Source organism: Streptomyces sp. NBC_00435 (assembly GCF_036014235.1).
Lineage (GTDB): Bacteria > Actinomycetota > Actinomycetes > Streptomycetales > Streptomycetaceae > Streptomyces.
The window spans coordinates 2,833,048-2,857,380 of sequence record NZ_CP107924.1; the positions used below are offsets into that span (position 1 = coordinate 2,833,048).

General features: G+C 70.6%; 19 protein-coding genes. 9 read left to right on the forward strand and 10 right to left on the reverse strand.

Annotated elements, in window-relative coordinates; all coding sequences use genetic code 11:
* Window positions 1-135 precede the first annotated feature (135 nt).
* Together OG389_RS13075 and OG389_RS13080 are read right to left on the reverse strand one after the other, a co-directional pair.
* A complete protein-coding gene (locus tag OG389_RS13075) occupies window positions 136-1,062 on the reverse strand; it encodes a hypothetical protein (protein ID WP_328298646.1) in 927 nt (308 codons plus the stop codon).
* Window positions 1,063-1,249: 187 nt separating this feature from the next.
* A complete protein-coding gene (locus OG389_RS13080; RefSeq protein ID WP_328298647.1) occupies window positions 1,250-2,392 on the reverse strand; it encodes a PP2C family protein-serine/threonine phosphatase in 1,143 nt (380 codons plus the stop codon).
* Window positions 2,393-2,509: 117 nt separating this feature from the next.
* On the opposite strand from OG389_RS13080, the gene OG389_RS13085 reads away from it, so the two are divergent.
* On the forward strand, window positions 2,510-3,745 hold the full coding sequence (locus tag OG389_RS13085) for a GNAT family N-acetyltransferase (protein ID WP_328298648.1): 1,236 nt from the start codon (window positions 2,510-2,512) through the stop codon (window positions 3,743-3,745).
* 37 nt (window positions 3,746-3,782) lie between these two features.
* Here OG389_RS13085 and OG389_RS13090 read toward each other — a convergent pair whose 3' ends face one another.
* Together OG389_RS13090 and OG389_RS13095 are read right to left on the reverse strand one after the other, a co-directional pair.
* Window positions 3,783-4,595, reverse strand: a complete 813-nt coding sequence (locus OG389_RS13090; RefSeq protein ID WP_328298649.1) for an Fpg/Nei family DNA glycosylase — start codon at window positions 4,593-4,595, stop codon at window positions 3,783-3,785.
* Window positions 4,596-4,659: 64 nt separating this feature from the next.
* Entirely contained in the window at window positions 4,660-5,145 is a 486-nt protein-coding gene (locus OG389_RS13095) for a ribose-5-phosphate isomerase (RefSeq protein WP_328298650.1), read from the reverse strand.
* A gap of 218 nt (window positions 5,146-5,363) precedes the next feature.
* On the opposite strand from OG389_RS13095, the gene OG389_RS13100 reads away from it, so the two are divergent.
* Window positions 5,364-6,803 carry an amino acid permease gene (locus OG389_RS13100; protein WP_328298651.1) on the forward strand — a complete coding sequence of 480 codons (1,440 nt, stop codon included), beginning with the start codon at window positions 5,364-5,366 and terminating at the stop codon, window positions 6,801-6,803.
* Window positions 6,804-6,875: 72 nt separating this feature from the next.
* On the opposite strand, the gene OG389_RS13105 is transcribed toward OG389_RS13100, so the two are convergent.
* On the reverse strand, window positions 6,876-7,463 hold the full coding sequence (locus OG389_RS13105; RefSeq protein WP_328298652.1) for a biotin transporter BioY: 588 nt from the start codon (window positions 7,461-7,463) through the stop codon (window positions 6,876-6,878).
* A gap of 285 nt (window positions 7,464-7,748) precedes the next feature.
* Between OG389_RS13105 and OG389_RS13110 the strand changes: the two genes are divergently transcribed.
* From OG389_RS13110 to OG389_RS13120, 3 genes are all read left to right on the forward strand, one after another.
* Window positions 7,749-9,167, forward strand: a complete 1,419-nt coding sequence (locus tag OG389_RS13110) for an amino acid permease (protein ID WP_328298653.1) — start codon at window positions 7,749-7,751, stop codon at window positions 9,165-9,167.
* 198 nt (window positions 9,168-9,365) lie between these two features.
* Window positions 9,366-10,781 carry an amino acid permease gene (locus OG389_RS13115; protein ID WP_328298654.1) on the forward strand — a complete coding sequence of 472 codons (1,416 nt, stop codon included), beginning with the start codon at window positions 9,366-9,368 and terminating at the stop codon, window positions 10,779-10,781.
* Between the two features lie 164 nt (window positions 10,782-10,945).
* Entirely contained in the window at window positions 10,946-11,602 is a 657-nt protein-coding gene (locus tag OG389_RS13120; RefSeq protein ID WP_328298655.1) for a superoxide dismutase, read from the forward strand.
* Between the two features lie 39 nt (window positions 11,603-11,641).
* Here OG389_RS13120 and OG389_RS13125 read toward each other — a convergent pair whose 3' ends face one another.
* Together OG389_RS13125 and OG389_RS13130 are read right to left on the reverse strand one after the other, a co-directional pair.
* Window positions 11,642-12,346 (reverse strand): hypothetical protein, encoded by a 705-nt coding sequence (locus tag OG389_RS13125; RefSeq protein WP_328298656.1) that lies wholly within the window; start codon window positions 12,344-12,346, stop codon window positions 11,642-11,644.
* A gap of 62 nt (window positions 12,347-12,408) precedes the next feature.
* Window positions 12,409-13,056, reverse strand: a complete 648-nt coding sequence (locus OG389_RS13130) for a mycothiol-dependent nitroreductase Rv2466c family protein (RefSeq protein ID WP_328298657.1) — start codon at window positions 13,054-13,056, stop codon at window positions 12,409-12,411.
* 110 nt (window positions 13,057-13,166) lie between these two features.
* Here OG389_RS13130 and pepN point away from each other — a divergent pair, with 110 nt between their 5' ends.
* Together pepN and OG389_RS13140 are read left to right on the forward strand one after the other, a co-directional pair.
* On the forward strand, window positions 13,167-15,725 hold the full coding sequence (gene pepN, locus OG389_RS13135) for an aminopeptidase N (protein WP_328298658.1): 2,559 nt from the start codon (window positions 13,167-13,169) through the stop codon (window positions 15,723-15,725).
* A 217-nt stretch (window positions 15,726-15,942) separates the two neighbouring features.
* Complete coding sequence (locus OG389_RS13140; RefSeq protein WP_328298659.1) at window positions 15,943-16,902, forward strand: hypothetical protein; 960 nt, start codon at window positions 15,943-15,945, stop codon at window positions 16,900-16,902.
* Here the strand turns inward: OG389_RS13140 and OG389_RS13145 are convergent.
* The gene (locus OG389_RS13145) at window positions 16,878-17,810 is read right to left on the reverse strand and encodes a pyridoxamine 5'-phosphate oxidase family protein (RefSeq protein WP_328298660.1); all 933 of its coding nucleotides are present in this window, start codon (window positions 17,808-17,810) and stop codon (window positions 16,878-16,880) included. The two genes, OG389_RS13140 and OG389_RS13145, sit on opposite strands and share 25 nt — an antisense overlap.
* The gene (locus OG389_RS13150; protein WP_328298661.1) at window positions 17,810-18,268 is read right to left on the reverse strand and encodes a VOC family protein; all 459 of its coding nucleotides are present in this window, start codon (window positions 18,266-18,268) and stop codon (window positions 17,810-17,812) included. The genes OG389_RS13145 and OG389_RS13150 overlap by 1 nt, the downstream gene beginning before the upstream one ends.
* 123 nt (window positions 18,269-18,391) lie before the next feature.
* On the opposite strand from OG389_RS13150, the gene OG389_RS13155 reads away from it, so the two are divergent.
* Window positions 18,392-18,967: a CGNR zinc finger domain-containing protein gene (locus tag OG389_RS13155; RefSeq protein ID WP_328298662.1), complete on the forward strand. Its 576-nt coding sequence runs from the start codon at window positions 18,392-18,394 to the stop codon at window positions 18,965-18,967.
* 273 nt (window positions 18,968-19,240) lie between these two features.
* Window positions 19,241-22,570 carry a S8 family serine peptidase gene (locus tag OG389_RS13160; protein WP_328298663.1) on the forward strand — a complete coding sequence of 1,110 codons (3,330 nt, stop codon included), beginning with the start codon at window positions 19,241-19,243 and terminating at the stop codon, window positions 22,568-22,570.
* A 109-nt stretch (window positions 22,571-22,679) separates the two neighbouring features.
* Here OG389_RS13160 and OG389_RS13165 read toward each other — a convergent pair whose 3' ends face one another.
* Window positions 22,680-24,170 (reverse strand): M28 family metallopeptidase, encoded by a 1,491-nt coding sequence (locus OG389_RS13165; protein ID WP_328298664.1) that lies wholly within the window; start codon window positions 24,168-24,170, stop codon window positions 22,680-22,682.
* Between the last annotated feature and the right edge of the window lie 163 nt (window positions 24,171-24,333).

Sequence of the window (24,333 nt, forward strand, 5' to 3'; positions counted from 1 at the left end):
GGACCATGACGGAAGCAGGTCGGCCCGGGGTGGGGGAAACCCCACCCCGGGCCGGGGGTCAAGCATTCAGCCGATCAGGCCGTGGGCCGGATCAGGGCCGAGTCAGTGCCGATCCGCTACCGGATCGGCGCTGGATCACTGCTCGTTGTCGCCCGTCAGGAAGTTGATGAGGACGTCACCGTTGGACTTGTGGAGCACCAGGGTGGAGTCGTACGCCCCGAAGGAGAGGTACGCGCCGTTCTGGCCCCACGTCTTGGTGTTCCAGAGCGCCCCGCCCTTGCCCTCGCCGCCGTCCTTCTTGTACGTGACGAGGTTGCCGTCCTTCTGCATCCGGGTGTAGGCGCCGGGGCTGTAGTTCCAGAAGCCGCGGCCGTAGTCCTGACCGCGGTAGAACACCGCGAAGTAGCCGCGGTTGTCCTGGGCCAGGATGGAGTTGGCGGACGACATCCAGGTGCCGCGCTCCAGGTTCTGGCCACCGGTGAGGGTGTTGTTCCCCACCTTCCAGGTCTTGGTGGACCAGCTGGCGGAGTTGTTCGAGCGGTAGACGACGAGGTTGGCGTCGTCCTGGAAGTCCAGGCGCCCGTTCGGGTTGCCCCAGGTGCCGGAGTTCCACACGGCCCCGCCCTTGCCCGGGCCGCCACCCTTCTTGTAGATGACGAAGTTGCCGTCGGTCTGGAAGACCGCGAACGCCCCCTGGTTGCCGTACGAGCCCGAGGCCCACAGCTCGGCACCGGCCTTGTGGTCCAGGACCAGGTTGCCGTCCGGCTGCATGTACAGGTAGCCGTTCTCGGTCTCGATGTACTCGTTCGAGGCGAGCACCTCGCCCGGGTACAGCGAGACGGAGCCGCTCGCGCCGAGGGTCGTGGCGCGCTGCTGGTTCTTGGCGACGGCCTTGGCCGGGACGCCCTGGGGCTTCTTGGCCGGGACCTTGACCGTGGTGGCGGTGGCGGTGGTCTTGCCGCCGTCGGCGGCCTGGGCCACCGGGGACACGAGCACGCCGGCCGAGACGGCGGCGGCGATGAGCGCGCCGGTCCAGGCAGCACGCTTGCGGTTGAGCGTCATTCTTTACCCCCCACGGGTAAGACAATGAAAGTTGAACACGTTCGATTCAACGGTGATCAGTCTGTACGGACCCCGCGCGAAAGGCAAACGAAATTCGACCGACCCCGACGCACGGCCGGCGCACGAGGGGCAGCACCCAGGAAGACTCCCGTGACCCCCCGACAGTTGTACGGGGAGAGGGCCCCATTCAGCCCGAGCGGCGGATCAGGAGCAGGGCACGGTCGTCGTTGACGTCCTTGGCCACCTTTTCGATGAGGTGCCAGGCCGCGCCCTCCCACCCGGCGGAGACGTAGCGGTCGGCCTCGCCGGTGAGGCGGTCCATGCCCTCGCTGATCTCGCGCTCGGCGGTTTCGACGAGGCCGTCGGTGAAGAGCATGAGGACGTCGCCGGGCCGCAGGTTCCCCCGGGCCGGTTCGAACTCGGCGCCGTCGTAGACCCCGAGCAGCGGCCCCTCACCGGAGACCTCCTGCCAGCGGCCGGTGCCGGCGCAGAGCTGGAGGGCGGGCAGGTGGCCGGCGGAGAGGAGCTCGTAGTCGCCGGTCTCCAGGTCGAGGACCAGGTGGATGGAGGTGGCGAAGCCCTCGTCCCAGTCCTGGCGGAGCAGGTAGCCGTTGGCGGCGGGCAGGAAGCCGTGCGGCGGGAGGGCGCCGAGCAGGCCGCCGAAGGCGCCGGACAGGAGGAGCGCGCGGGAGCCCGCCTCCATCCCCTTGCCCGAGACGTCGGTGAGGACGATCTCCAGGGTGCGGCCGCCGTTGGTGCGGGCGGCGACGACGAAGTCGCCGGAGAAGGACTGGCCGCCGGCCGGGCGCAGGGCCATCTCGCGGTGCCAGCCGCGTGGCAGGGAGGGCAGCTTGCTCTGGACCCGGATGCGTTCGCGCAGGTCGAAGAGCATGGTGCCGCCGCGCCGCCAGGGCACACCGACGCGACTGCGGAACTGGGCGATCACCAGTCCGAAGAATCCGCAGGCGGCGACGACGAGCACGGTGCCGGGGGTGACCCTGGCGGGGCCCTGGGTGTACGGCCCGAGGACGAGGGCCTCGACGATGAGCGCGGCCGCGGAGGCCGCGTACAGCGCGAGCAGGCTGGCCGGGCGCAGCAGCAGGCCGCCCGCCACGATCGGCAGGACGAGCGCTGCCGGCGAGAACCACACCGGCAGCATCAGGGTGCCGCAGGCGATGGCGGGGATGGTGAGCAGCAGGCCGCCGAAGGCGAGCCAGTCGGAGGCGTCCCCGCGGAAGTAGTCGACGGCGGATTTGCGCAGGGCGGTGCGAGCCCGGTGCCACAGCATGCGTGTCCGGGCCAGGAGGGTCTCCACATGTGCTCCGGCCATTGCTTCGGGACCCTATCCATCCTGACTGTGCGCGCGCAGGGGTACCCCCTCAGATGGGGTCCATCGGCGTCCGAAAACGGATCGACCAGGACGGAATGCCCTGATAAGGATGGCCGTATGGCTCTTGAGACGCGCGTATTGCAGGCTGATGAGTGGGATGTCTGGTACGACCACCTGGAACTGGCGTTCGGTGGAGTGCCCGAATCCCCCGAAGAGCGGGAACTGTACAAGTCGCTGACCGAGACGGAACGCTCCCTCGGGGTGTGGGACGGCGGTACGTGCGTCGGATCGGCCGGGGCCTTCACCTTCCGCCTCTCCGTGCCGGGCGGGGCGCTCGTGCCCGCCGCAGGCGTCACGATGGTGGGCGTGGCCCCCACCCACCGCAGGCGTGGGGTGCTCACTTCGCTGATGCGGCGCCAATTGGACGACGTCCGGGCGGGTGGTGAACCGCTCGCCGTGCTGACGGCCTCCGATCCGGCGATCTACGGGCGCTTCGGCTACGGCACCGCCACCTACACGATGGCGCTCGACATCGACACCACCCGCGTACGACTCTCCGTGCCGCCGGGGACCGACGACGTACGGCTGCGGCTGGTGGATCCGCGCAAGGCCCTGGCCGACTGCGAGCGGGTCTACGCGGCGCTGGTCGCGGGCCGTCCCGGGATCCCGGCCCGGCAGCCCGGCTGGGAGCTGCTGTCGCTGCTGGACCCGGAATCGGACCGCAACGGCGCCTCGCCGCTCAAGTGCGTGGTCGCCGAGCGGGCGAACGGCGAGGTGGTCGGGTACGCCCGCTACCGGGTCAGGCCCGACTGGGATCTGACCGGCTCGGACGGTCGGGTGCACGTCACCGACCTCGACGCGCTGGACCCGGCGGCCTACGCGGCGCTGTGGCGGTACGTGTTCTCCATCGACCTGACCTGGACCGTACGGGCCCACAGGCGGCCGGTGGACGACGCGGTGCTGCACCTGGTCACCGACGCCCGGCGGTCGCAGCCGCGGCTGCGCGACACGATGCACGTACGGCTCGTGGACCTGCCGGCGGCGCTGGCCGCGCGGACCTACGGGGCTCCGCTGGACGTGGTGCTGGAGGTCGAGGACGCGTTCTGCCCGTGGAACGCGGGGCGCTGGCGGCTGTCCGCGGGCGCGGACGGGGCCGCCACGTGCACCCGGACGGAGGACCCGGCCGAGCTGGAACTGTCGGTGCGGGAGCTCGGCTCGGCGTACCTGGGCGGGTTCACCCTGAACTCGCTGGCCGCGGCGGGCCTGGTGCGCGAGGTCCGCCCGGGGGCGCTGGCGCCGGCGTCACGGGCCTTCGCCGGCGACGTGGCCCCCTGGCTGCCGCACGGCTTCTAGCGGGGCGGTGGCCCGCTCCGCGGGTGGCCGACAGGCCCTAGCGGCCCTGGCCCTGGCACCCCGGGCACCAGAAGAGGTTGCGGGCGGCGAGACCGGCGGTGCGGATCTCGCCCCCGCAGATGTGGCAGGGCATGTTCGCCCTCCGGTAGACGTACACCTCGCCGCCGTGGTCGTCCACCCTCGGCGGGCGGCCCATGACCTCGGGCAGGTGCTCGTCGCGGACGGTGTCGATCCGGTTGTTCCGCACGCCCTCGCGCATGAGCAGTACCAGATCGGCCCAGATCGCGTCCCATTCGCCCCGGGCGAGGTCCTTGCCGAGGCGGTACGGGTCGATGCCGTGCCGGAAGAGCACCTCGGCGCGGTAGACGTTGCCGACGCCCGCGACGATCTTCTGGTCCATCAGCAGGGCGGCGACGGTGGTGCGGGAGCGGGAGATCCTGGCCCAGGCGCGGTCGGGGTCGTCGGCCGGGCGCAGCGGGTCGGGGCCGAGCCGGTCGTGTATCGCCTTCTTCTCGCCCTCGCCGATCAGCGCGCAGGTGGTCGGGCCGCGCAGGTCGGCCCAGTGGTCCTCGTTCACCAGCCGCAGCCGGACCGTGTCGGCGGCGGGCGGGGCCGGGGCGGGGCCGAAGCCGAGCTTGCCGAAGAGGCCGAGGTGGATGTGGACCCAGGCGTCGCCCAGTTCGAGGAAGAGGTGCTTGCCGTGCGCCTCGGCGGACTCCAGGTCGCGCCCGTCGAGCAGGGCGGCGCTCTCGGCGAACCGGCCCTGCGGACTGCTCACCCGGACCGGGCGGGCGGCGAAGCGCTCGGTGTGGTCCTGGGCGAGGCGGTGGATCGTATGCCCCTCGGGCACGGCGGTGCTCCTCGAATGGAAACGGCCGTGCCGCCCCGGAGGGCGGCACGGCCGGAAGGCGGGATCAGCCCTGCGGGTGGTGTGCCGGGATCGGGGGGAGCTCGCCGGTCTGCTCGTAGGCCGAGAGCATGTCGATGCGGCGGGTGTGGCGCTCCTCGTCGGAGTACGGGGTCTTCAGGAACGCGTCGACGAAACCGACGACCTCGTCCTGGGTGTGCATGCGGCCGCCGACGGAGATGACGTTGGCGTTGTTGTGCTCGCGGCCGAGCTCGGCGGTCTGGACGCTCCACGCGAGGATGGCGCGGATGCCCTTGACCTTGTTCGCGGCGATCTGCTCGCCGTTGCCGGAGCCGCCGATCACGATGCCGAGGGAGTCGGCGTCCGCGGCGGTCCGCTCCGCGGCCCGCAGGCAGAACGGCGGGTAGTCGTCCACCGCGTCGTAGATGTGGGGCCCGCAGTCGACGGGCTCGTGGCCGTTGTTCTTGAGCCAGTCCACCAGGTGGTTCTTGAGCTCAAAGCCGGCATGGTCGGATCCGAGGTACACGCGCATGGATCGAGTGTGGCACGAGCGTCCCCGACGGGCCGCGGCGGGTGTCGCGTAAGTCACTTCTAAAGCTCAAGTAAACCCAAAGGACGCAGATGGGACACGGTGGGACCGAGGTCCCGGACGTTCGTCCCAGCGAAACGATCCGGATTAGGGTCTTCCGCCTGAGTTCATCTCAGGTTTGAATGCCCGGGCTCGCAACCCGAGAACCTAAGGATCCGTCCATGAGTTCCACGACGACCCTTCAGAAGGCAGGCGACCCGACCGGTGACCCCGGTTCCGCCCAGTCTCCCGACGGTCTGAAGGCCGGTCTCAAGAACCGCCACCTGTCCATGATCGCCATCGGCGGTGTCATCGGCGCCGGCCTCTTCGTCGGTTCCGGCGGCGGTATCGCCAAGGCCGGTCCCGCCATCCTGATCTCCTACGCGCTGGTCGGCGCGATGGTCGTCTTCGTCATGCGGATGCTGGGCGAGATGGCCGCCGCCAGCCCGAACTCCGGCTCCTTCTCGGCGTACGCCGACCGGGCGCTCGGCCGCTGGGCCGGCTTCTCCATCGGCTGGCTGTACTGGTTCTTCTGGGTCGTCGTGCTGGCCGTGGAGGCCACCGCCGGCGCGGTGATCCTCGAGGGCTGGGTGCCGGCCGTCCCGCAGTGGGCCTGGGCGCTGATCGTGATGGCGGTGCTGACGGTCACCAACCTCGGCTCGGTCGCCTCGTACGGCGAGTTCGAGTTCTGGTTCGCCGGCATCAAGGTGGTCGCCATCGGCGGCTTCGTGATCATCGGCATGCTGGCCGTCTTCGGTGTGCTGCCGGGCTCGGACAACCCGGGTGCGGGCTTCGCGCACCTCACCGACACGGGCGGATTCATGCCGAACGGCTGGGGCTCGGTCCTCACCGGCGTGCTGATGGTCGTCTTCTCCTTCATGGGCAGCGAGATCGTCACGCTGGCCGCCGGTGAGTCCGAGGACCCGCGGCGCGCGGTCACCAGGGCCACCAACTCGGTGATCTGGCGGATCGGCGTCTTCTACCTGGGCTCGATCTTCATCGTGCTGACCCTGCTGCCGTGGAACGACAAGTCGATCACCGACAAGGGTTCGTACGTCGCGGCCCTTGACTCGATCGGCATCGCGCACGCCGGTCAGATCATGAACGTGATCGTCCTGACGGCCGTGCTGTCCTGCCTGAACTCGGGCCTGTACACCGCCTCCCGCATGGCGTTCTCGCTGGGCGAGCGCGGTGACGCCCCGAAGGCCTTCGCCAAGGTCAACAAGCGGGGCGTGCCGATGGCCGCGATCCTCGGCTCGGTCGTCTTCGGCTTCGTCGCGGTCTACTTCAACTACGCCTTCAAGGACACGGTCTTCAGCTTCCTGCTGAACGCCTCGGGCGCGATCGCGCTGTTCGTGTGGCTGGTGATCTGCCTGACCCAGCTGCGGATGCGCGGGATCCTCATGCGCGAGGCCCCGGAGAAGGTGACGGTGAAGATGTGGCTCTTCCCGTACCTGACCTGGGCCACCGCCGCGATGATCACCTTCGTCCTCGGCTACATGGTCTACGACAAGGACAACCGCGAGACCGTCCTGCTGTCGCTGCTGGTCGCGGCCGTGGTGATCGCGATCGGCGTGGCCCGGCAGCTCCGCCGCAAGGCCGCCGTGAAGGCCGCCGCGTAGCCGTTCCGGAAATGCCGGCAGCCCCGGACCGCACCGCGCGGTCCGGGGCTGCCGTGCGCGGAGTACGAGCGCTCACGCGCGGCCGAGCAGCTTCCAGGCGGCCGGCAGCAGGCCCATCGCCAGCGCCGCCTTGAGCGCGTCGCCGATCAGGAAGGGCGTCAGTCCGGCCGCGACGGCCGCGCCGAAGGACATCCCGGTGGACAGCGCGAGATAGGGCACGCCGACGGCGTAGACGACCGCGGAGCCCAGCACCATCGTGCCCGCCGTACGCAGGACCGAGCGATCGGCGCCGCGCCGCGCGAGGGCGCCCACGAGGGTGGCGGCGAGCAGCATGCCGAGCACGTAGCCGAAGGAGGCGCCGCCCGCGCCTGAGGTGCCGCCCGCGAACCACGGCACGCCGGCCGCGCCGACGAGGGCGTAGAGGGCGAGCGAGAGGAAGCCGCGGCGGGCGCCGAGGGCGGTCCCGACCAGGAGGGCGGCGAAGGTCTGGCCGGTGACGGGGACCGGGGAGCCGGGGACGGGCACGGCGATCTGCGCGGCCAGGCCGGTGAGCGCGGCTCCGCCGGCGACGAGCGCGATGTCGCGGACGCGGCTCGCGGTCGCGGGCAGCAGGTCGGCGAGGACGGCGCCGGGCCGGAAGGAGACGGAAGCAGTGCTCATCGGGGACTCCGCGGGAGGGTGCTGGCGACAGGAACGATCACCGACGTTAGTACCGGGTCCGGGGCCGCATCAGGGTCGCCCGGGACAAAGCCGCCCTCCCCGGTTTGGTGGGGAGTGAACAAAGACCCTGCTTGACACCCGAGTTGAAGTGATCCGCATCACGAGTCAGATCCGACGGCACGTCCGTTTTGCGCGGATGGGCGCTCTCCAGTGAGACTGTAGGGTCCCTCCAACTGTCGCGGAGCCCCCACCGCCGCCAGGCCACAGAGAGTACGAGCACCCCTCATGCGCGACCTCCCGTCCGCCCCGTCCACCTCCATGGACGAGCTCCCACCGGAGCCCCTGAGTCACAGCCTCAAGCAGCGCCACCTGACCATGCTGGGTCTCGGCGGCGTGATCGGTGCCGGGCTGTTCGTCGGCTCCGGCGCCGGCATCACCATCGCCGGTCCCGCGATCATCTGCTCGTACCTGCTCGCCGGCGTCCTCGCGATGCTGGTGATGCGGGCTCTCGGTGAGATGTCGGCGGCGATGCCCGCCTCCGGTTCCTTCTCCGTCTACGCCGAGAAGGCGCTCGGCCGCTGGGCCGGTTTCTCGGCGGGCTGGCTGTACTGGTTCCTGCTGGTCGTGGTGCTGGCCGTGGAGGCGACCGCCGCCGCGAAGATCGCGAACGGCTGGCTGCCCTCGGTGGACCAGTGGGTCTGGGTGCTCGTCTTCATGGTGGTCTTCACCGTGAGCAACCTGGCCGCCGTGCGGAACTTCGGCGAGTTCGAGTTCTGGTTCGCGGCCCTGAAGGTCGGCGCGATCGTGCTGTTCCTGATCCTCGGCACGCTGGCGGTCTTCGGTTTCCTTCCGGACACGGACCCGATCGGCATGGCCAACCTGACCGGACAGGGTGGGTTCTTCCCGAACGGCGCGAGCGGCGTGGTCGCCGGCATGCTGGCCGTCGTCTTCGCCTTCGGCGGCCTGGAGGTCGTCACCATCGCGGCCGCCGAGTCCGACGATCCGGCCCGGTCCGTGGCCCGCGCGGTGCGCAGCGCCGTCTGGCGCATCCTCTTCTTCTACGTCGGCTCGATGCTGGTCATCGTGACCCTGCTGCCGTGGGACTCGCTGGAGCCGGGCCAGAGCCCGTACGTGGCGGTCCTCGACTCGATCGGCATCGCGCACGCCGGCCAGATCATGGACGTCGTGATCTTCGTGGCACTGCTGTCGGCCCTCAACGCCAACCTGTACGGGTCCTCGCGCATGGTGTTCTCGCTGGCGGAGCGGGGCGAGGCGCCCAAGGCCCTCCTGAAGGTGTCGGGCGGCGGGGTGCCGCGCCGGGCGGTCTTCGCGTCGGTGGCCTTCGGGTTCGTCTCGGTCGTGCTGAACCTGCTGTGGCCGGACACGATCTTCCTCTACATGCTCAACGCGGTGGGCGCGGTGCTGCTCTTCGTGTGGGTCCTGATCGCGCTCTCGCAGCTGAAGCTGCGCCGGAGGATCGAGCGGGACATGCCGGAGCGGCTGACGCTGCCGATGTGGCTGTTCCCGTACGCGACGTGGGCGGCGCTGCTCGGGATGGCCACGGTGCTGATCCTGATGCTGTTCGACGATTCGGCGCGACCGCAGCTGCTCTGGTCCTCGGGGGCGGCGGCCGCGGTGCTGCTGGTGGCGTGGATCCGCGAACTCCGGGAGCAGCGGGAGCGGCGGGGGGCCGTTCGGCCCTGAGGCACGGCAGGGTGACGGGAACGACGGGCGGAACGGGTCCGGGGCTTTCGCCCCGGGCCCGTTCCTGCTGCGCGCGCGGGTGATCACCTCACGTAGGAGGTCTGTCCGGATATTGGACACTAAGGGTCCGATAAACGGACGATGGGCAGACTGGGGCACCTCACCCCGTCCACCCGCACACCGGACAGGCACCACCCCATGAGCCAGAGCACCCTGACCCCGCCCGGGCAGAAGCCCGCTGACCCCGCGATCGCCGAGGGGTCCTCGCCCCTCGGCAACGGACTCAAGCAGCGCCACCTTTCGATGATCGCCCTCGGCGGCGTCATCGGCGCCGGGCTCTTCGTCGGCTCCGGCGCCGGCATCGCGGCGGCCGGTCCCTCGATCGTGCTGGCGTACGCCGCCTCCGGCCTGCTCGTGATGTTCGTGATGCGGATGCTCGGCGAGATGTCCGCCGCCAACCCCTCCTCCGGCTCCTTCTCGGTCCACGCCGAGCGGGCCGTCGGCCCGTGGGCGGGCTTCACCGCCGGCTGGATGTTCTGGACCCTGCTGTGCGTGGGCGTCGCCATCGAGGCCATCGGCGCGGCGCACATCATGACGGGCTGGTTCCCCGGCACCCCGTCGTGGATGTGGGTGCTGGCCTTCATGGCACTGTTCTGCGGCTCCAACCTGACCGCCGTCTCCCACTTCGGCGAGTTCGAATTCTGGTTCGCCACCCTGAAGATCGGCGCCATCGCGCTCTTCCTCGGCCTGGGCGTGCTGGCCGTCATGGGCGTGCTGCCCGGCGCCGATTCCCCGGGCTCCGCCAATCTGCTCCACGACGGCGGCTTCCTGCCCAACGGCGTGGACGGACTGCTGGTCGGACTGCTCGCCTCCGTCGTCGCGTACGGCGGTCTGGAGACGGTGACCATCGCGGCCGCCGAGTCCGACAACCCGGTCCGCGGCGTCGCCAAGGCCGTGAAGACCACCATGTGGCGGATCGCGATCGTCTACGTCGGCTCGATGCTGGTCATCGTCACGCTGCTGCCGTGGAACGACCCCGCGGTCACCACCGAGGGCCCGTACGCGGCCACCCTGGACCACCTGGGCATTCCGCACGCCGGCCAGGTCATGAACGTGGTCATCCTGATCGCCCTGCTGTCCGCGATGAACGCCAACATCTACGGCTCCTCCCGCATGGCCTACTCCCTCGTCTCGCGCGGCCAGGGCCCCAAGGCGCTGGGCAAGATCTCCGGCCGGGTGCCGCGCCGCGCGGTGCTCGCCTCCTCCGGCTTCGGCTTCGTCACCGTGCTGCTGTCGTACTGGTACCCGGACACCCTCTTCGCCTGGCTGCTGAACATGGTCGGCGGCGTCATCCTCGTCGTCTGGGGCTTCATCGCCGTCTCGCAGTTCGTGCTGCGCCGCCGGATGGAGCGCGAGGCCCCCGAGAAGCTGGTCGTGAAGATGTGGGGCTTCCCGTACCTGACGTGGGTCGCGCTCGCCGGACTGGCCGGAGTCCTGGTCCTGATGGCCATGGGCGACGACACCCGCGTCCAGCTCGTCTTCACGGGCGGCCTGACCCTGACGCTGGCCGCCACCGGGTACGTCATCCAGCGGCGGGCCGCCGCCAGGGGCTGACCCGGACCGCCCCGGACTCCGGCGCGCCTCATGCCCTCGCATGAGGCGCGCCTCCGTTTCAGGTAGGGAACCCTTACATGAGCTGCGGCATAGATGCTGCTAGCGTGCAGTTGCGCATTGATTGCAATAAGCGGTTGGCACGCCGAGGGGACCGGATAACACGCATGGCCATCTACACGCTTCCTGAACTTCCTTACGACTACGCGGCTCTCGAGCCGGTGATCAACCCGCAGATCATCGAGCTGCACCACGACAAGCACCACGCTGCCTACGTCACGGGCGCCAACAACACCCTGGAGCAGCTGGCGGAGGCACGCGACAAGGAGAACTGGGGCGCGCTGAACGGCCTGGAGAAGAACCTGGCCTTCCACCTCTCCGGCCACATCCTGCACAGCATCTACTGGCACAACATGGCCAGCCCGAAGACCGGCGAAGGCGGCGGCGAGCCCACCGCGGCCGACGGCCTGGGCGACCTGGCCGACGCGATCACGGAGTCCTTCGGCTCCTTCGCGAAGTTCAGGAAGCAGCTGACCTTCGCGTCCTCCGCGACGCAGGGCTCCGGCTGGGGCGTGCTCGCGTACGAGCCGGTCAGCGGCCGGCTGATCGTCGAGCAGATCTACGACCACCAGGGCAACGTGGGCATCGCCAGCACCCCGGTCCTGGTCTTCGACGCCTGGGAGCACGCCTTCTACCTGCAGTACAAGAACCAGAAGGTGGACTTCATCGAGGCGATGTGGAACGTCGTCAACTGGCAGGACGTGGCCAAGCGCTACGCCGACGCCAAGGCGAACACCCCGCTGCTGATCCCCGTCAAGGGCTGATCGCCGCCACCCCAGCCCGTCCGCCTCGTGATCGTCTTCTCAACCTTCACCTGCGGGCGTGTCCACCGGAAGACCCTCGTGAGGACGTGACTCGCGGGGGTCTTCCGCGTCCGCGCTGTCGACCAGTCCGTCCACTTCGCCGACCGCCGTGAACTCCCGGGCCAGCCCCGTCTCGTGCAGCCGGGCGAACGGGGTGAAGGGGATCCCGAACTCCGACTCCCCGCGGTCGAAGTTCCAGCTCTTGTGCACCTGGAAGCGGTAGTCGCTCACCACGGACCCGTCCTCGTGCACTCGTACCGTGCCGCTGACCCGGTACTGGGCCCCGCGCAGCGCCAGCCACCAGTCCGCGCTCCCCCGCCGGGTGATCAGCACCCCGCGCCAGCCGCTGTCCGCCGCGTACCCGCCCGGTTCGCCGAGGGCCCGCGCGGCCCGCCTCCACTCGGCCAGGCGCCGGTCCACCTCTTCGCGTACGGCTGGCACCGCGAGCAGCGCCCGCGCGTCGACCCGGTACGGGCGGCCCGTGCCCCGGAGGTAGTGGCGCAGGGTGCCGGCGGCGTGGCGGACCCCGAGGGCCGTCCACAGCGGGGGCACCGCGACGCAAGCTGCCCGCAGCGCCCGGTCTCGGGGGCGTGCGGGCAGGCTGGCGTGCGCGGCGTTGCCGTTCGGTATCGCGGGCTCCGCCCGGCCGCCCGTGCGGCCGAGCGGTTCCTCGCGCGTTCCCTGGTGCATCGACCTGGTCCCCATACGGGGACGTTAAGGGAGGAAGGGGATGCCCGCCTCCCGGGAGGAGTCCTCCGGACCGTCGACTAGTCGAAGATCGGGCCCTGGGTGCGGGTGCGCTTGATCTCGTAGAAGCCGGGGGTGGAGGCGACGAGCAGGGTCCCGTCCCAGAGGCGGGCCGCGGCGTCGCCGCGCGGGGCCGGGGTGACGACCGGGCCGAAGAAGGCCACGTCCTCGCCGTCGGCGCCGGGCACCGAGATGACCGGGGTGCCGACCTCCTGGCCGACCCGGTCGATGCCGTCGTTGTGGGAGTCGCGCAGGACCTCGTCGTACTCGTCGGAGTCGGCGTAGTGGATCAGCTCGGCGGGCAGGCCCACCTCGTCCAGGGCCGCGGCGATCGCCTCACGGGTCGGGCCCTGGCCCTCGTTGTGGAAACGGGTGCCGAGCGCGGTGTAGAGCTTGCCGGTGACCTCGTCGCCGAACTTCTGCTGGGCGGCGACGACCACGCGGACGGGAGCCCAGCCCTTGGGGCCGAGCAGGTCGCGGTAGACCTCGGGCAGTTCGTCGAGCTTGTTCTCGTTCAGGACGGCGAGGCTCATCACGTGCCAGCGGACCTCGACGTCACGGACCTTCTCGACCTCCAGCATCCAGCGGGACGTCATCCAGGCCCAGGGGCACAGCGGGTCGAACCAGAAGTCGACAGGGGTCTTCTCGCGCACCTGGGTGTCAGCCATGTCTCTCCTCATGTCGGAACGTTCCTCACTGCCCAACCGCTCCGACCGCACACACATTCCCCCGTGGGAGGATTCGGTCAGGTATCGCGATCACGCACGAAGGAGTGCACGTGCCCGGAGAGAATCTGTCCCGTGACGAGGCCCGCCAGCGGGCCGAGCTGCTGTCCGTCGACGGGTACGAGGTGGTCCTCGACCTGAGGTCCGCGGTGGACGAGGCCGAACCGGCCGACGGCCCAAGGACCTTCCGCTCGGTGACCACCGTCCGCTTCCGCGCCGCCGCTCCGGGAGCCGCGAGCTTCGCGGACCTCATCGCGCCCAAGGTGAACAGCGTGACCCTCAACGGGCGCGCGCTGGACCCGGCCGTCGTCTTCGACGGCGCGCGGATCGCCCTGGACGGGCTGGCCTCCGAGAACGTGCTCGTGGTCGACGCCGACTGCGCGTACAGCCGGACCGGCGAGGGCATGCACCGCTTCGTGGACCCGGAGGACGGCGAGGTCTACCTCTACACCCAGTACGAGCCGGCGGACGCCCGGCGGGTGTACGCGAACTTCGAGCAGCCCGACCTCAAGGCCCCGTACCGCTTCGAGGTGACGGCGCCCGAGGGCTGGCAGGTCTGGAGCAACGGCGCCGAGGAGTCCCGCGAGGGGCAGACCCGGCGCTTCGCCGAGACCGCGCCGATCTCCACGTACATCACCTGCGTGGTGGCGGGGCCGTACCACTACGTGACGGACACCTACGCGCGCGGGGACCTGACGATCCCGCTCGGCGCGATCTGCCGCAAGGGGCTGGCCAAGCACTTCGACGCGGACCAGGTGTTCCTCGTCACGAAGCAGGGCTTCGACCTCTTCCACGAGATCTTCGACTACCCGTACCCCTTCGGGAAGTACGACCAGGCCTTCGTGCCGGAGTACAACCTGGGCGCCATGGAGAACCCGGGGATGGTGACCTTCCGGGAGGAGTACATCTTCCGCGGGAAGGTCACGCAGGCCTCGTACGAGCGGCGCGCCAACACGATCCTGCACGAGATGGCGCACATGTGGTTCGGCGACCTGGTCACCATGAAGTGGTGGGACGACCTGTGGCTGAAGGAGTCCTTCGCGGACTTCATGGGCTCCTTCGCGCTGGTCGAGGCGACCCGCTTCGACCAGGCGTGGGTCACCTTCGCCAACAGCCGCAAGGCATGGGCCTACCGGGCCGACCAGCTGCCGTCCACGCATCCGATCACGGCGGACATCCGTGACCTGGAGGACGCGAAGCTGAACTTCGACGGCATCACCTACGCCAAGGGCGCGGCGGTGCTCAAGCAGCTCGTGGCCTACGTGGGACGGGACGCGTTCCTGGATGGCGCGCGGCGCTACTTCAAGGCCAACGCGTACGGGAACACCACGCTGGACGACCTGCTGTCGGTGCTCGCGGAGGTCTCCGGGCGGGACATGGCCGAGTGGTCGCGGGCCTGGCTGCAGACGGCCGGCGTGAACGCCCTGACCCCGGTGGTGACGTACGACGCGGGTGGCCGGGTGACCGAACTGGCGGTGGTCCAGGACGGCGACGAGCTGCGCCCGCACCGGGTGGCGGTGGGCCTGTACCGGCTCGACTCCGACGGCGCGCTGGTGCGGTACGCGCGCGCCGAGACGGACGTGGCCGGGGCCCGGACCGTGGTGGCCGAACTGGCCGGTCAGGAGCGGCCCGACCTGGTGCTCGTCAACGACGACGACCTCACGTACTGCAAGATCCGCTTCGACGAGGCCTCGCTGGCCACGCTGCGCTCGCACCTGGGCTCGGTGGCGGACCCGCTGACCCGCGCGCTGTGCTGGTCGGCGCTGTGGAACCTGACGCGTGACGCGCTGATGCCGGCGCGGGACTTCGTCTCGCTCGTACTGGCCCACGCGGGCCGGGAGACGGACGTCGGTGTGCTCCAGATGCTGCACTCGCAGGCGTTGTCCGCCGTCGCGCACTACGCGGCGCCCGACTGGCGGGAGCAGGGCGGCCGGGTGCTGGCGGCGTGCGCGCTGCAGGAACTGCGGTTCGCGGAGCCGGGTTCGGAGCGCCAGCTGACGTGGGCCCGCTTCTTCGCGGCGGGCGCGGCGACCGAGGGTGACTTCCAGCTGCTGCTGGGGCTGCTGGAGGGGACGGCGCGGATCGACGGGCTGGACGTGGACCAGGAGCTGCGCTGGGACTTCCTGCTGCCGCTGGCCGCGCACGGGGCGGTCGGCGAGGACGTCATCGCCGCCGAACTGGCGCGGGACGACACCGCGTCGGGCAAGCGCCACCAGGTGCGTTGCCTGGCGGCGCGGCCGTCGGCGGCGGTCAAGGACCAGGCGTGGGTGGCCGTGGTGGAGTCGGACGCGCTGTCGAACGCACTGGTCGAGGCGACGATCGCGGGGATGCAGCAGCCTTCGCAGCGGGCTCTGCTCGCGCCGTACACGGAGCGCTACTTCGCGGCCATCGAGGGACTCTGGGCCGACCGGTCGATCCAGATCGCCATGGACGTGGTGAAGGGGCTGTACCCCGCGCTGCAGAGCTCCCAGGCGACGGTGGACGCCACTGACGGGTGGCTGGCGGCGCATGCGGATGCCGCCCCCGCGCTGCGGCGGCTCGTCCTGGAGTCCCGGGACGACCTGGCCCGTGCGCTGCGCGGCCAGGCCTGCGACACGGCGGCGGCCGGCTGACCCTGTGGGGCCGTCCTCGAACTCCGGCGGGGCTGAAGGATTCAGCCCCGCCGGAGTTCGAGGCGCGTGGTCCGGTGCGGGGCCCCAGAAAACGGGGCCGAACCGGCGCACTCCATCGGCAGTCGAACGCCCGTACTTTAGCCCCGTCTTGTCCCGATTTGCCGACAGACGTGTAACAGGGGTTAGCGAGGCCATGGCCTGAGGGAATCACCGCGTCATGAACCACAACGCGCCCCTCCCCCTCGCCCACCTCACCGACACCCGCCCCCGCGTGCTGTCGCTGGCCCAGCTCCGCGAGCACGGCGTCACCGCCTCCGACGCCGCCGAGCGGCCCTGGCAGCAGATCCTGCCGGGGGTGTTCCTGCTCCACTCCGGGCCGGCGACCAGTGAGGAGCGGCTGCACGCGGCGCTGCTCTACGCCGGGCGCCGCGGCGACGAGGTCATGATCACCGGGCTCGCCGCCCTCGCGCTGTACCGGTTCTCCTCGGCCCCCGCCCTGCTCGGCCTCCCCCGCATCGACGTCCTCCTGCCGAACACCCGCCGGCTGCGCTCCGCCGGAGACGTCCGCATCGTCCGCACGCACACCCCGCCCCGGCCGATGGAGGTCACCGGCCTCCCCGTCGCGCCCGTGGCCCGCGCCGTCGCCGACGCCGTCGCCCACCTCTCCGACGCCGGTACGGTCCGCCGCCTGCTCAGCGAAGCCGTCCGCGGCGGGCACTGCGAACCGGCCGCCGTGGTGCGGGAGCTGACGGTGGCCCGGCTGCTGAACCGGCCGCACGTCGTGGACGCGGTCGAATCGCTGCTCGCCGAGGGCCGGGCCATCGCCGAGGACCGGCTGTACCAGCTCGTACGGGGCTTCGAACTCCCCGAGCCGGTCTGGAACGTGGACCTGCGACTGCCCGGCGGACCGCACCTCGGCGGGGTCGACGCGTACTGGCCCGAGCAGGCGGTGGCCGTGGAGATCGACACACGGGCCCCGCGCCAGGGCGAGGACGAGCAGTGGTCGGAGACCGTCCGCAAGCGCGAGACGCTGGAGCGGTGCGGGGTGACCGTCCTGCACATCACCCCGCGCAAGCTCCGCGACTGGCCCGAGCAGCAGGCCGCGGTCGTCCGGACCGCCCTGACGGCGGCCGGCGACCGCGAGCCCGCCGCCTACCTCGTCGTACTGCCCAAGTGAGGTCCCCACGGCCGGAGCCCCTGGGGCGAAGGCACGACCGGATTGGCGGGCGAGTACTCCGGGGCGCTCCACAGCAGCCGCCCCGGGTGCACGCTCTCCACCACCGCGTCGATCCGGAAGCGGATCCGCCGATCCCCGCCGGCCCCGAACTCGGGCTCGGCCCGCCCACTGAGTTGGAGCAGCGCCCCGCTCTCCCAGTCCGGGAACAGCAGCCCGGCACGCGGGTCCGCCGTCAGGTTCCCCAGCGTCAGGAACATCGCGTTGCCGGGGTAGTCGGGCCAGGCCAGCTCGGTCGGGGACAGCACCTCGACGAAGCCCGGCATTCCGCCCCGGTGGCTCGCGTCCGCCCCGTCCGCCTCGGCGGTGGTGGCGACGAAGAAGGTGTCGGCGGCACGGACGGCCCGCTCCTGGTCGGGGGTGAGCGTGTCCCCGCGCCGCACGACACCGGCTCCTTCGGCGGCGAGCTGGACAGGCTGCCGCTTCTGGAGGTACTTGGGGCAGTTCGCGAACACCTGCTCGGCCGCCACCGCGAACCCGCCCGGGGTCACTTCCAGGGTTCCGTTGAGCCGCATCCGCCGCCGGGTGCGCGGATCGAGCGAGATGGTCCCGATCCGGGTACCGGCGGTGGCCAGCGCCTCGGCGAGCGGATCGCCGCCGGGCAGGCCTCCGGTGACCGCGATCCGGTCCGGCCCGGTGGCCCGTACGAAGCCGGGGGCGCCGGTCAGCAGCGAGGTCCAGAGCCGGCCGCCGGGGTCGGCGGCGCCGACGACCAGGTGCGGCTGCTGCGCCAGGAACTGTGCGGCGACGTCCTTGATGTACGGGGTGATCGAGCGGCCGACATGGACGGCGTGCTCGCGGACGCCGACCCGGTCCTGTACCGCCAGCGAACCCCAGTGGTACCCGGACATTAGAAGAACCCGCAGGTCGGGGCCCCTGCGTGAGGAGCCTCAGCGCCTTCGGCGCCGGTCGGCACGAAGATCTCCAGGCGGGTCCCGTCGGGGTCGTGGAAGAAGATCCCTCCGGAGTGCTCCCCCTCGCCGTGGGCGACGACCCCCTCGTAGGCGAATTCGACGCCCAGGCCGCGCAGCCGCTCCTCGTACGCCCGGACCTCCTCGAGGGCGTCCGCCGCGAGCGCGAGGTGGTGCAGTCCGGCCGAGGCGGGTGCGTAGGCACCCTCGGCCTGCTGCCACAGGGTGAGGACCAGCGCGCCGTCCTGGCCGAGGAAGGCGAAGCGACGGCCCTCCTCCTTGCCCTCGCCGAGCACCTCGAAGCCCAGGGCCCCCTGGTAGAAGGCGAGCGATCGGGCGAGGTCGGTGACGTTCAGCCCCACGTGGCCGGTGCGGAGCTTGCTGATGACGGCCGTCATGGCTGGTTCCTTCCCTCAGAAATACCGCAATACCTAACCCTCTAACTCGATGTTAAGGGTTAGGCGTGAAGGCGTCAAACCACTCACGTACTCTTGAGGGGTTAGTGACGCGAGGAGGCGGACATGACGACGGCGGAGCTGCCGACGGCGGACCCACGACCCCTGACCGGGGAACCGGTGGCCCTGGACCTGCTGAACACCCGCTGGGTCCAGGAGGGTGAACCCCTCGACCTCTTCGCCGGGGCCTTCGGCCTCAGCCGCGTGCAGGGGCTCGCGCTCTGGCTGGAGAGCACCGGGCTGTCCGGCCGCTTCCGCGCCGACGCCGCGACCCTGGTCCACCTGCTCACCGCCCGCGAGGCACTGGCCCGCGCGATCGCGGACCCGGCCGACGGGGGCGCCCGCGCCCTGGTCGACGCCGTCCTGGAGCACGGGCGGATCCGGGCCACCCTGACGTCCGGGGGACCCGGCGAGCGCACCGAGTTCGCGGACCCGGCCTGGGGTCCGGCCTGGACGGCCGCCTACGACTACCTGGAGCTACTGGGCTCCGACCCCGACCGGATCCGCAAGTGCGCCTCCGAGACGTGCGTCCTGCACTTCCACGACACCTCACGCAACGGCACCCGGCGCTGGTGCTCGATGGCGGCCTGCGGAAACCGGGCGAAAGCCTCCCGCCATTACGCGCGCACGCGCGAGCGCTGAACACCGCGAAGTTGTCACACTCGATCCGAGACGGAGTCGTGCTTCATCCCTGACAGAAGGTCGGGAAGTCGATAAATCGATGATCTAACCCGAAGGCTCGTACCGGTTCACCCCGGTACGGGCCTTCTGGCGCATCCCTGGCAGTGGCGGGAGTCCGCCAGGTCAGGTATCGGTCGATGACAACTCTCCCCAAAGAGCTGTCACTTAAGCGAGGCTGACCGGTCATCCGGCACCGAAATCCGGACCGTATCTTTCACTTAGCCAGGGATGCTGATGACCCTCGACTCCCCCAGCTCCATATCCGTGACCCGACGCGCCGCGCGCGTCGCGGCCGCGGCCGGCCTGGTGGCCGCTCTCGCGGCCACCGGAGCCGTGCCCGTCTTCGCGGCGACCGGCACCGACGGCCCCACGGGCAAACCCACCGCCAACCCCGCGGTGAAGTCGGCCGACCAGAAGCTCGGTTCGGCCGACGTCGAACTGCTGCAGGAAGCCAAGACCAAGGGCGAGAAGACCGTCACCGTCATGGTCGCGACCGCTCCTGGCCAGACCCAGCAGGTGGCGAAGCAGCTCGACGACGTCCAGGGCGCCTCGGTGGGCCAGACGTACGACAAGCTCGGCTACGTCCGCGCCACCCTGCCGACCGACAAGGCCGAGGCCGCTCTGAAGGCGGCCGCCAAGCTGTCCTCGGTGCACGGCATCGACCTGCGTCAGGAGATCCAGCTTCCGGACCCCCGTCCGGACGCGGGCCGCGAGACCGGCACGGTCAAGAAGACCGCCGCCGAGACGTACCCGGCGCCGGGCAAGAACACCCCCGCGAAGAACCCGTACAACCCGTCCTTCGAGACCGGTTCGCTGGACTTCCTCAAGAAGAACCCGAAGGCCGACGGCCGCGGTGTGACCATCGGCATCCTGGACTCGGGCGTCGACCTCGGTCACCCCGCGCTCCAGAAGACCACCACCGGCGAGCGCAAGATCGTCGACTGGGTCACCGCGACCGACCCGCTCGCCGACGGCGACGCCACCTGGCGCCCCCAGATCACCCCGGTCGCCGGCGGCGCGTTCAGCGCGGGCGGCGCGAGCTGGAAGGCCCCGGCGGGCTCGTTCCAGTGGAGCCGCTTCACCGAGTCGATCACCGCCACCGGTGACATGAAGGGCGACGTCAACCGGGACGGGGACACCACCGACCGGTTCGGCCTGCTCTACGACCCGGTCGCCGGGACCGTCCGCGTCGACACCGACCAGGACAACGACTTCACGAACAACGAGCCGATGAAGCCGTACAAGGACGGCTACCAGATCGGCTACTTCGGCACGGACAACCCGGCGACCGACGTCGCCGAGCGCATCCCGTTCGTGGTCGAGATCCGCAAGGACGTCCCGATGGACCCGCTGGGCGGTGACTGGGTCGGCAAGAAGGCCGACTTCGTCAACGTCGGCATCATCGAGTCCGAGCACGGTACGCACGTCGCGGGCATCACCTCCGCCAACGGCCTCTTCGGCGGCGCGATGAACGGCGAGGCGCCCGGCGCCAAGATCGTCTCCTCGCGCGCCTGCTCCTGGTCCGGTGGCTGCACCAACATCGCGCTGACCGAGGGCATGATCGACCTCGTCGTCAACCGCGGCGTGGACATCGTCAACATGTCGATCGGCGGCCTGCCGGCGCTGAACGACGGCAACAACGCGCGCTCCGAGCTCTACAAGAACCTCATCGACACCTACGGTGTCCAGCTCGTCATCTCGGCGGGCAACGAGGGCCCCGGCATCAACACCATCGGTGACCCCGGTCTCGCGGACAAGGTCATCTCCGTGGGCGCGGCGGTCTCCAAGGAGACCTGGGCAGCCAACTACGGCTCCGGCGTGACCAAGAAGTACAGCATGTTCCCCTTCTCCTCCCGCGGTCCGCGTGAGGACGGCGGCTTCACGCCGACGATCACCGCCCCCGGCGCGTCGATCAACTCCGTCCAGACCTGGCTGCCGGGCTCCCCGGTGAAGGAGGCGGGCTACGACCTGCCGGCCGGTTACGCCATGCTGCAGGGCACCTCGATGTCCTCGCCGCAGGCGGCGGGCGCCAGCGCCCTGCTGATCTCGGCCGCGAAGCAGCAGCACATCGCCCTCACCCCGGCGACCCTGCGCATCGCGCTCACCAGCAGCGCGAAGAAGATCGACGACGTTCCGGCGCACGCCCAGGGCGCGGGCCTGATCAACATCCCCGGCGCGTGGGAGTCCATCCAGCGCGGCGCGAAGGCCAACGAGTTCACCGTCTCGGCGCCGGTCGACACCGCGATCGACCAGTTCCTGAAGACCCCGGGCTTCGGCACCGGCGTCTACGACCGTGAGGGCGGCCTGAAGGTCGGCCAGAAGAAGGTCTACAACGTCGTCGTGACGCGCACCACCGGCGTCAAGTACGGCACCCCGCACCAGCTCAGCTGGCGCAACAACGACGGTACGTTCAAGGTCCTCGGCGACTACGACTACGTCACCCTGCCCCTGAACAAGCCGGTCACCATCAAGGTCGAGGCCAAGGCCACGACCGCCGGTGTCCACAGCGGCATCCTGCAGCTCGACGACGAGACCACCGAGGGCATCGACAAGCAGATCCTCTCCACGGTCGTCGTCTCCGCCCCGCTGGCCAAGCCCTCGTTCGCCTACTCGGACACCTCGTCCGTGCAGCGCAACAGCCACAAGTCGTACTTCGTGACCGTCCCCACGGGCGCCAAGACCCTCGAGGTCGCCCTCGGCGGTCTGAAGCCGGGCAGCCAGACGCGCTTCATCTCGATCCACCCGTACGGTGTGGGCGTCGAGGACAGCGCGACGACCCAGTGCTACCCGAACTACGACAACCCGGCGAACCTGTGCCGCCCCGACCTGCGTTCGTACCCGAACCCGCAGCCGGGCGTCTGGGAGATCGAGGTCGAGTCGCGCCGTACGTCGCCGCTGCTCGACAACCCGTTCAAGCTCGACGTCTCCGTGCTCGGCGCGGCCTTCGACCCCGCGGTCAAGGTCCTGCCCGAGGTCAAGCTGGGCACCCCGGCGCCGGTCCAGTGGACCGTCAAGAACGAGGGTGCGGCCATCTCCGGCGGCAAGCTCCAGGGCGGTCCGCTCGGCTCCGCGAAGGTCGCCAAGCCGACCATCGCCACCGGTGAGACCCAGACGTCCGAGGTCACGATCGGCGAGGGCGTCTCCCGCCTCGACATCGCGATCGGCAACGTCTCCGACACCGCCGCCGACCTGGACCTCGAGGTCTACAAGGACGGCGTCAAGGTCGGCACCTCCGCCGACGGCGACTCCGAGGAGGCCGTGAGCCTGGTCAACCCGGCCGCGGGCACCTACACGGTCAACGTGATCGGCTACGCGATCCCGACCGGCTCCACCACCTACGACTACCGCGACGTCTACTACTCGGCCGCCCTGGGCACCGTCCAGGTCGACGAGGCCGCGAAGGTCAACCTCGCCAACGGCGCCTCGGCGTCCGTCTCCGCGAACGTGCTGGTCAACAGCGCGGCTCCGGAAGGCCGCCAGTTCTTCGGCGAGATCAAGCTGCTCAACGCCGGCGGCACCGCCGCCGGCACCGGCAGCGTGCAGATCGAGAAGGTCCTCCCGTAACGGCTCCGGCCGTGCGACGGATCACCGCATGACCTCGTGACCGCATGACGGAGGGGCGGGTACCCGATCGGGTACCCGCCCCTTCCGCATGCCCCCCTCGGGCCCCGCGTCACTTCCCGAGCGAGCTCAGGTCCTGCGCGTAGGTGCCGACCGCGTGGGCGATGACGTCCAGGTTGGTGTCGAAGGCCTTGAGGTCCAGGTTCTTCAGGGTGTCGCCCGCCCCGTGGTAGTTCGGGTCGTACGGGGCCCCGGCCGTGCCGCCGTACCGCTTCGCCTGCTCGGGCGTCTTGATGCCCTCGGCCCCGGTGAAGGTGCCGCCCGCCGGGATGCCGTTCGCGATGAACGGGCCGTAGTCGGAGCGGCCGTCGAAGTCACTGCCCTCGTGCGGCTTGTGCTTCTTGTCGAGGAAGCCGTTGATCAGCGCCTCGATCTGCGCCGATCCGGCCGGACCCGCGCCCTCGCCGGTCTTGTCCGAGTCGTCGCCGTCGTAGACGAACTGCACCGGGTTCGGCGAGGCGATCATGTCGAAGTTCAGGTAGAGCGCGATGTCCTTCTTCTGCTTCTCCGACAGCTGCGCCACGTAGTGCTCGGAGCCCAGCAGGCCGAGCTCCTCCGCCGACCACCAGGCGAAGCGGACCTTGTTCGCGGTCTGCTTGCCCTTGCCCTTCTTGTTGGCGCCCTCCTCCGCGAGCTTGAGGGCCACCTCCAGCAGGCCGGCCGAGCCGGATCCGTTGTCGTTGATGCCCGGGCCCTCGGCGACCGAGTCCAGGTGGGCGCCGACCGTGAGCACCCGGTCGGCGCGGCCGCCCCGGGTCTCGGCGATCACGTTGCGGGTGGTCTTCTTCACGTGCTCCTGGTCCAGGTCCAGGCGTACGGTCACCTCGCCCCTGCCGGCGGCCGCGGTCAGCGCCTCCCCGTCGGCGAGGGTGATGCCGGCGCTCGGGATGATCCCCTCGGCGGGCGAGGAGAAGCTGCCCCGGACCGGGGTGGTGCCGCTGTGGTTGTAGACGATCACGCCGAGCGCGCCCGCCGCGGCGGCGGCCCGCTGCTTCTCCACGAAGGTGCAGGACCCCCGCTTGACCAGGGCGATCTTCCCGGTGAACGCGCCGGCCGGGTAGTCGGCGGCGTCACAGCCCGGGGTCTCGTCGACCCGTGCGAGGGCGATCGGGGCGGACAGGCCGCCGGCCGGGGTGGACTTGGTGAAGGTGAACGCGGCGGTGGCCAGCTCGCGCGGGTCGGCGCCGGCGAGGACGGTGGTGCGCTCCGTCCTCGTGTGCGCGTCGTAGATGTCGAAGTCCTGGTACGAGACCTGGTACCCGGCCTTGGCGAGGGTGTCGTGGACGTACGCGGCGGAGGCGGCGTGGCCGGGGGTGCCGGCGGCGCGGTTGCCGCCGTTGGCGTCGGCGATCTGCTGGAACCTGGCCAGGTGACGGTAGGCCCCGCGGGCGGTGACCTCCTCCACCAGCTCCTTGGCCAGCCGGCCCTCGCGCGGGTGGGCGGCCGCCGGAGTGGCGGCGAGCAGGACGGGCGCGGCGACGGCGGCTGCCGCGAGGGCGGCGAGCGCCGGTATGGACCGGCGCCGGTGGCGGATGGCACGCACGGTGGTTCTCCCCGGGTTCGAAGTGCGGAAGGATCGTCCGGATTGCGGACGCGACAGATCGGACCGTAACCGGCTGCGACCTGGCAAAAGGGGCGGTGGGCCGGGGTGCAACACGGCCGCCACGGAGTTGTCACGGGGGTTCACACGCAGAACACCGTCCGCT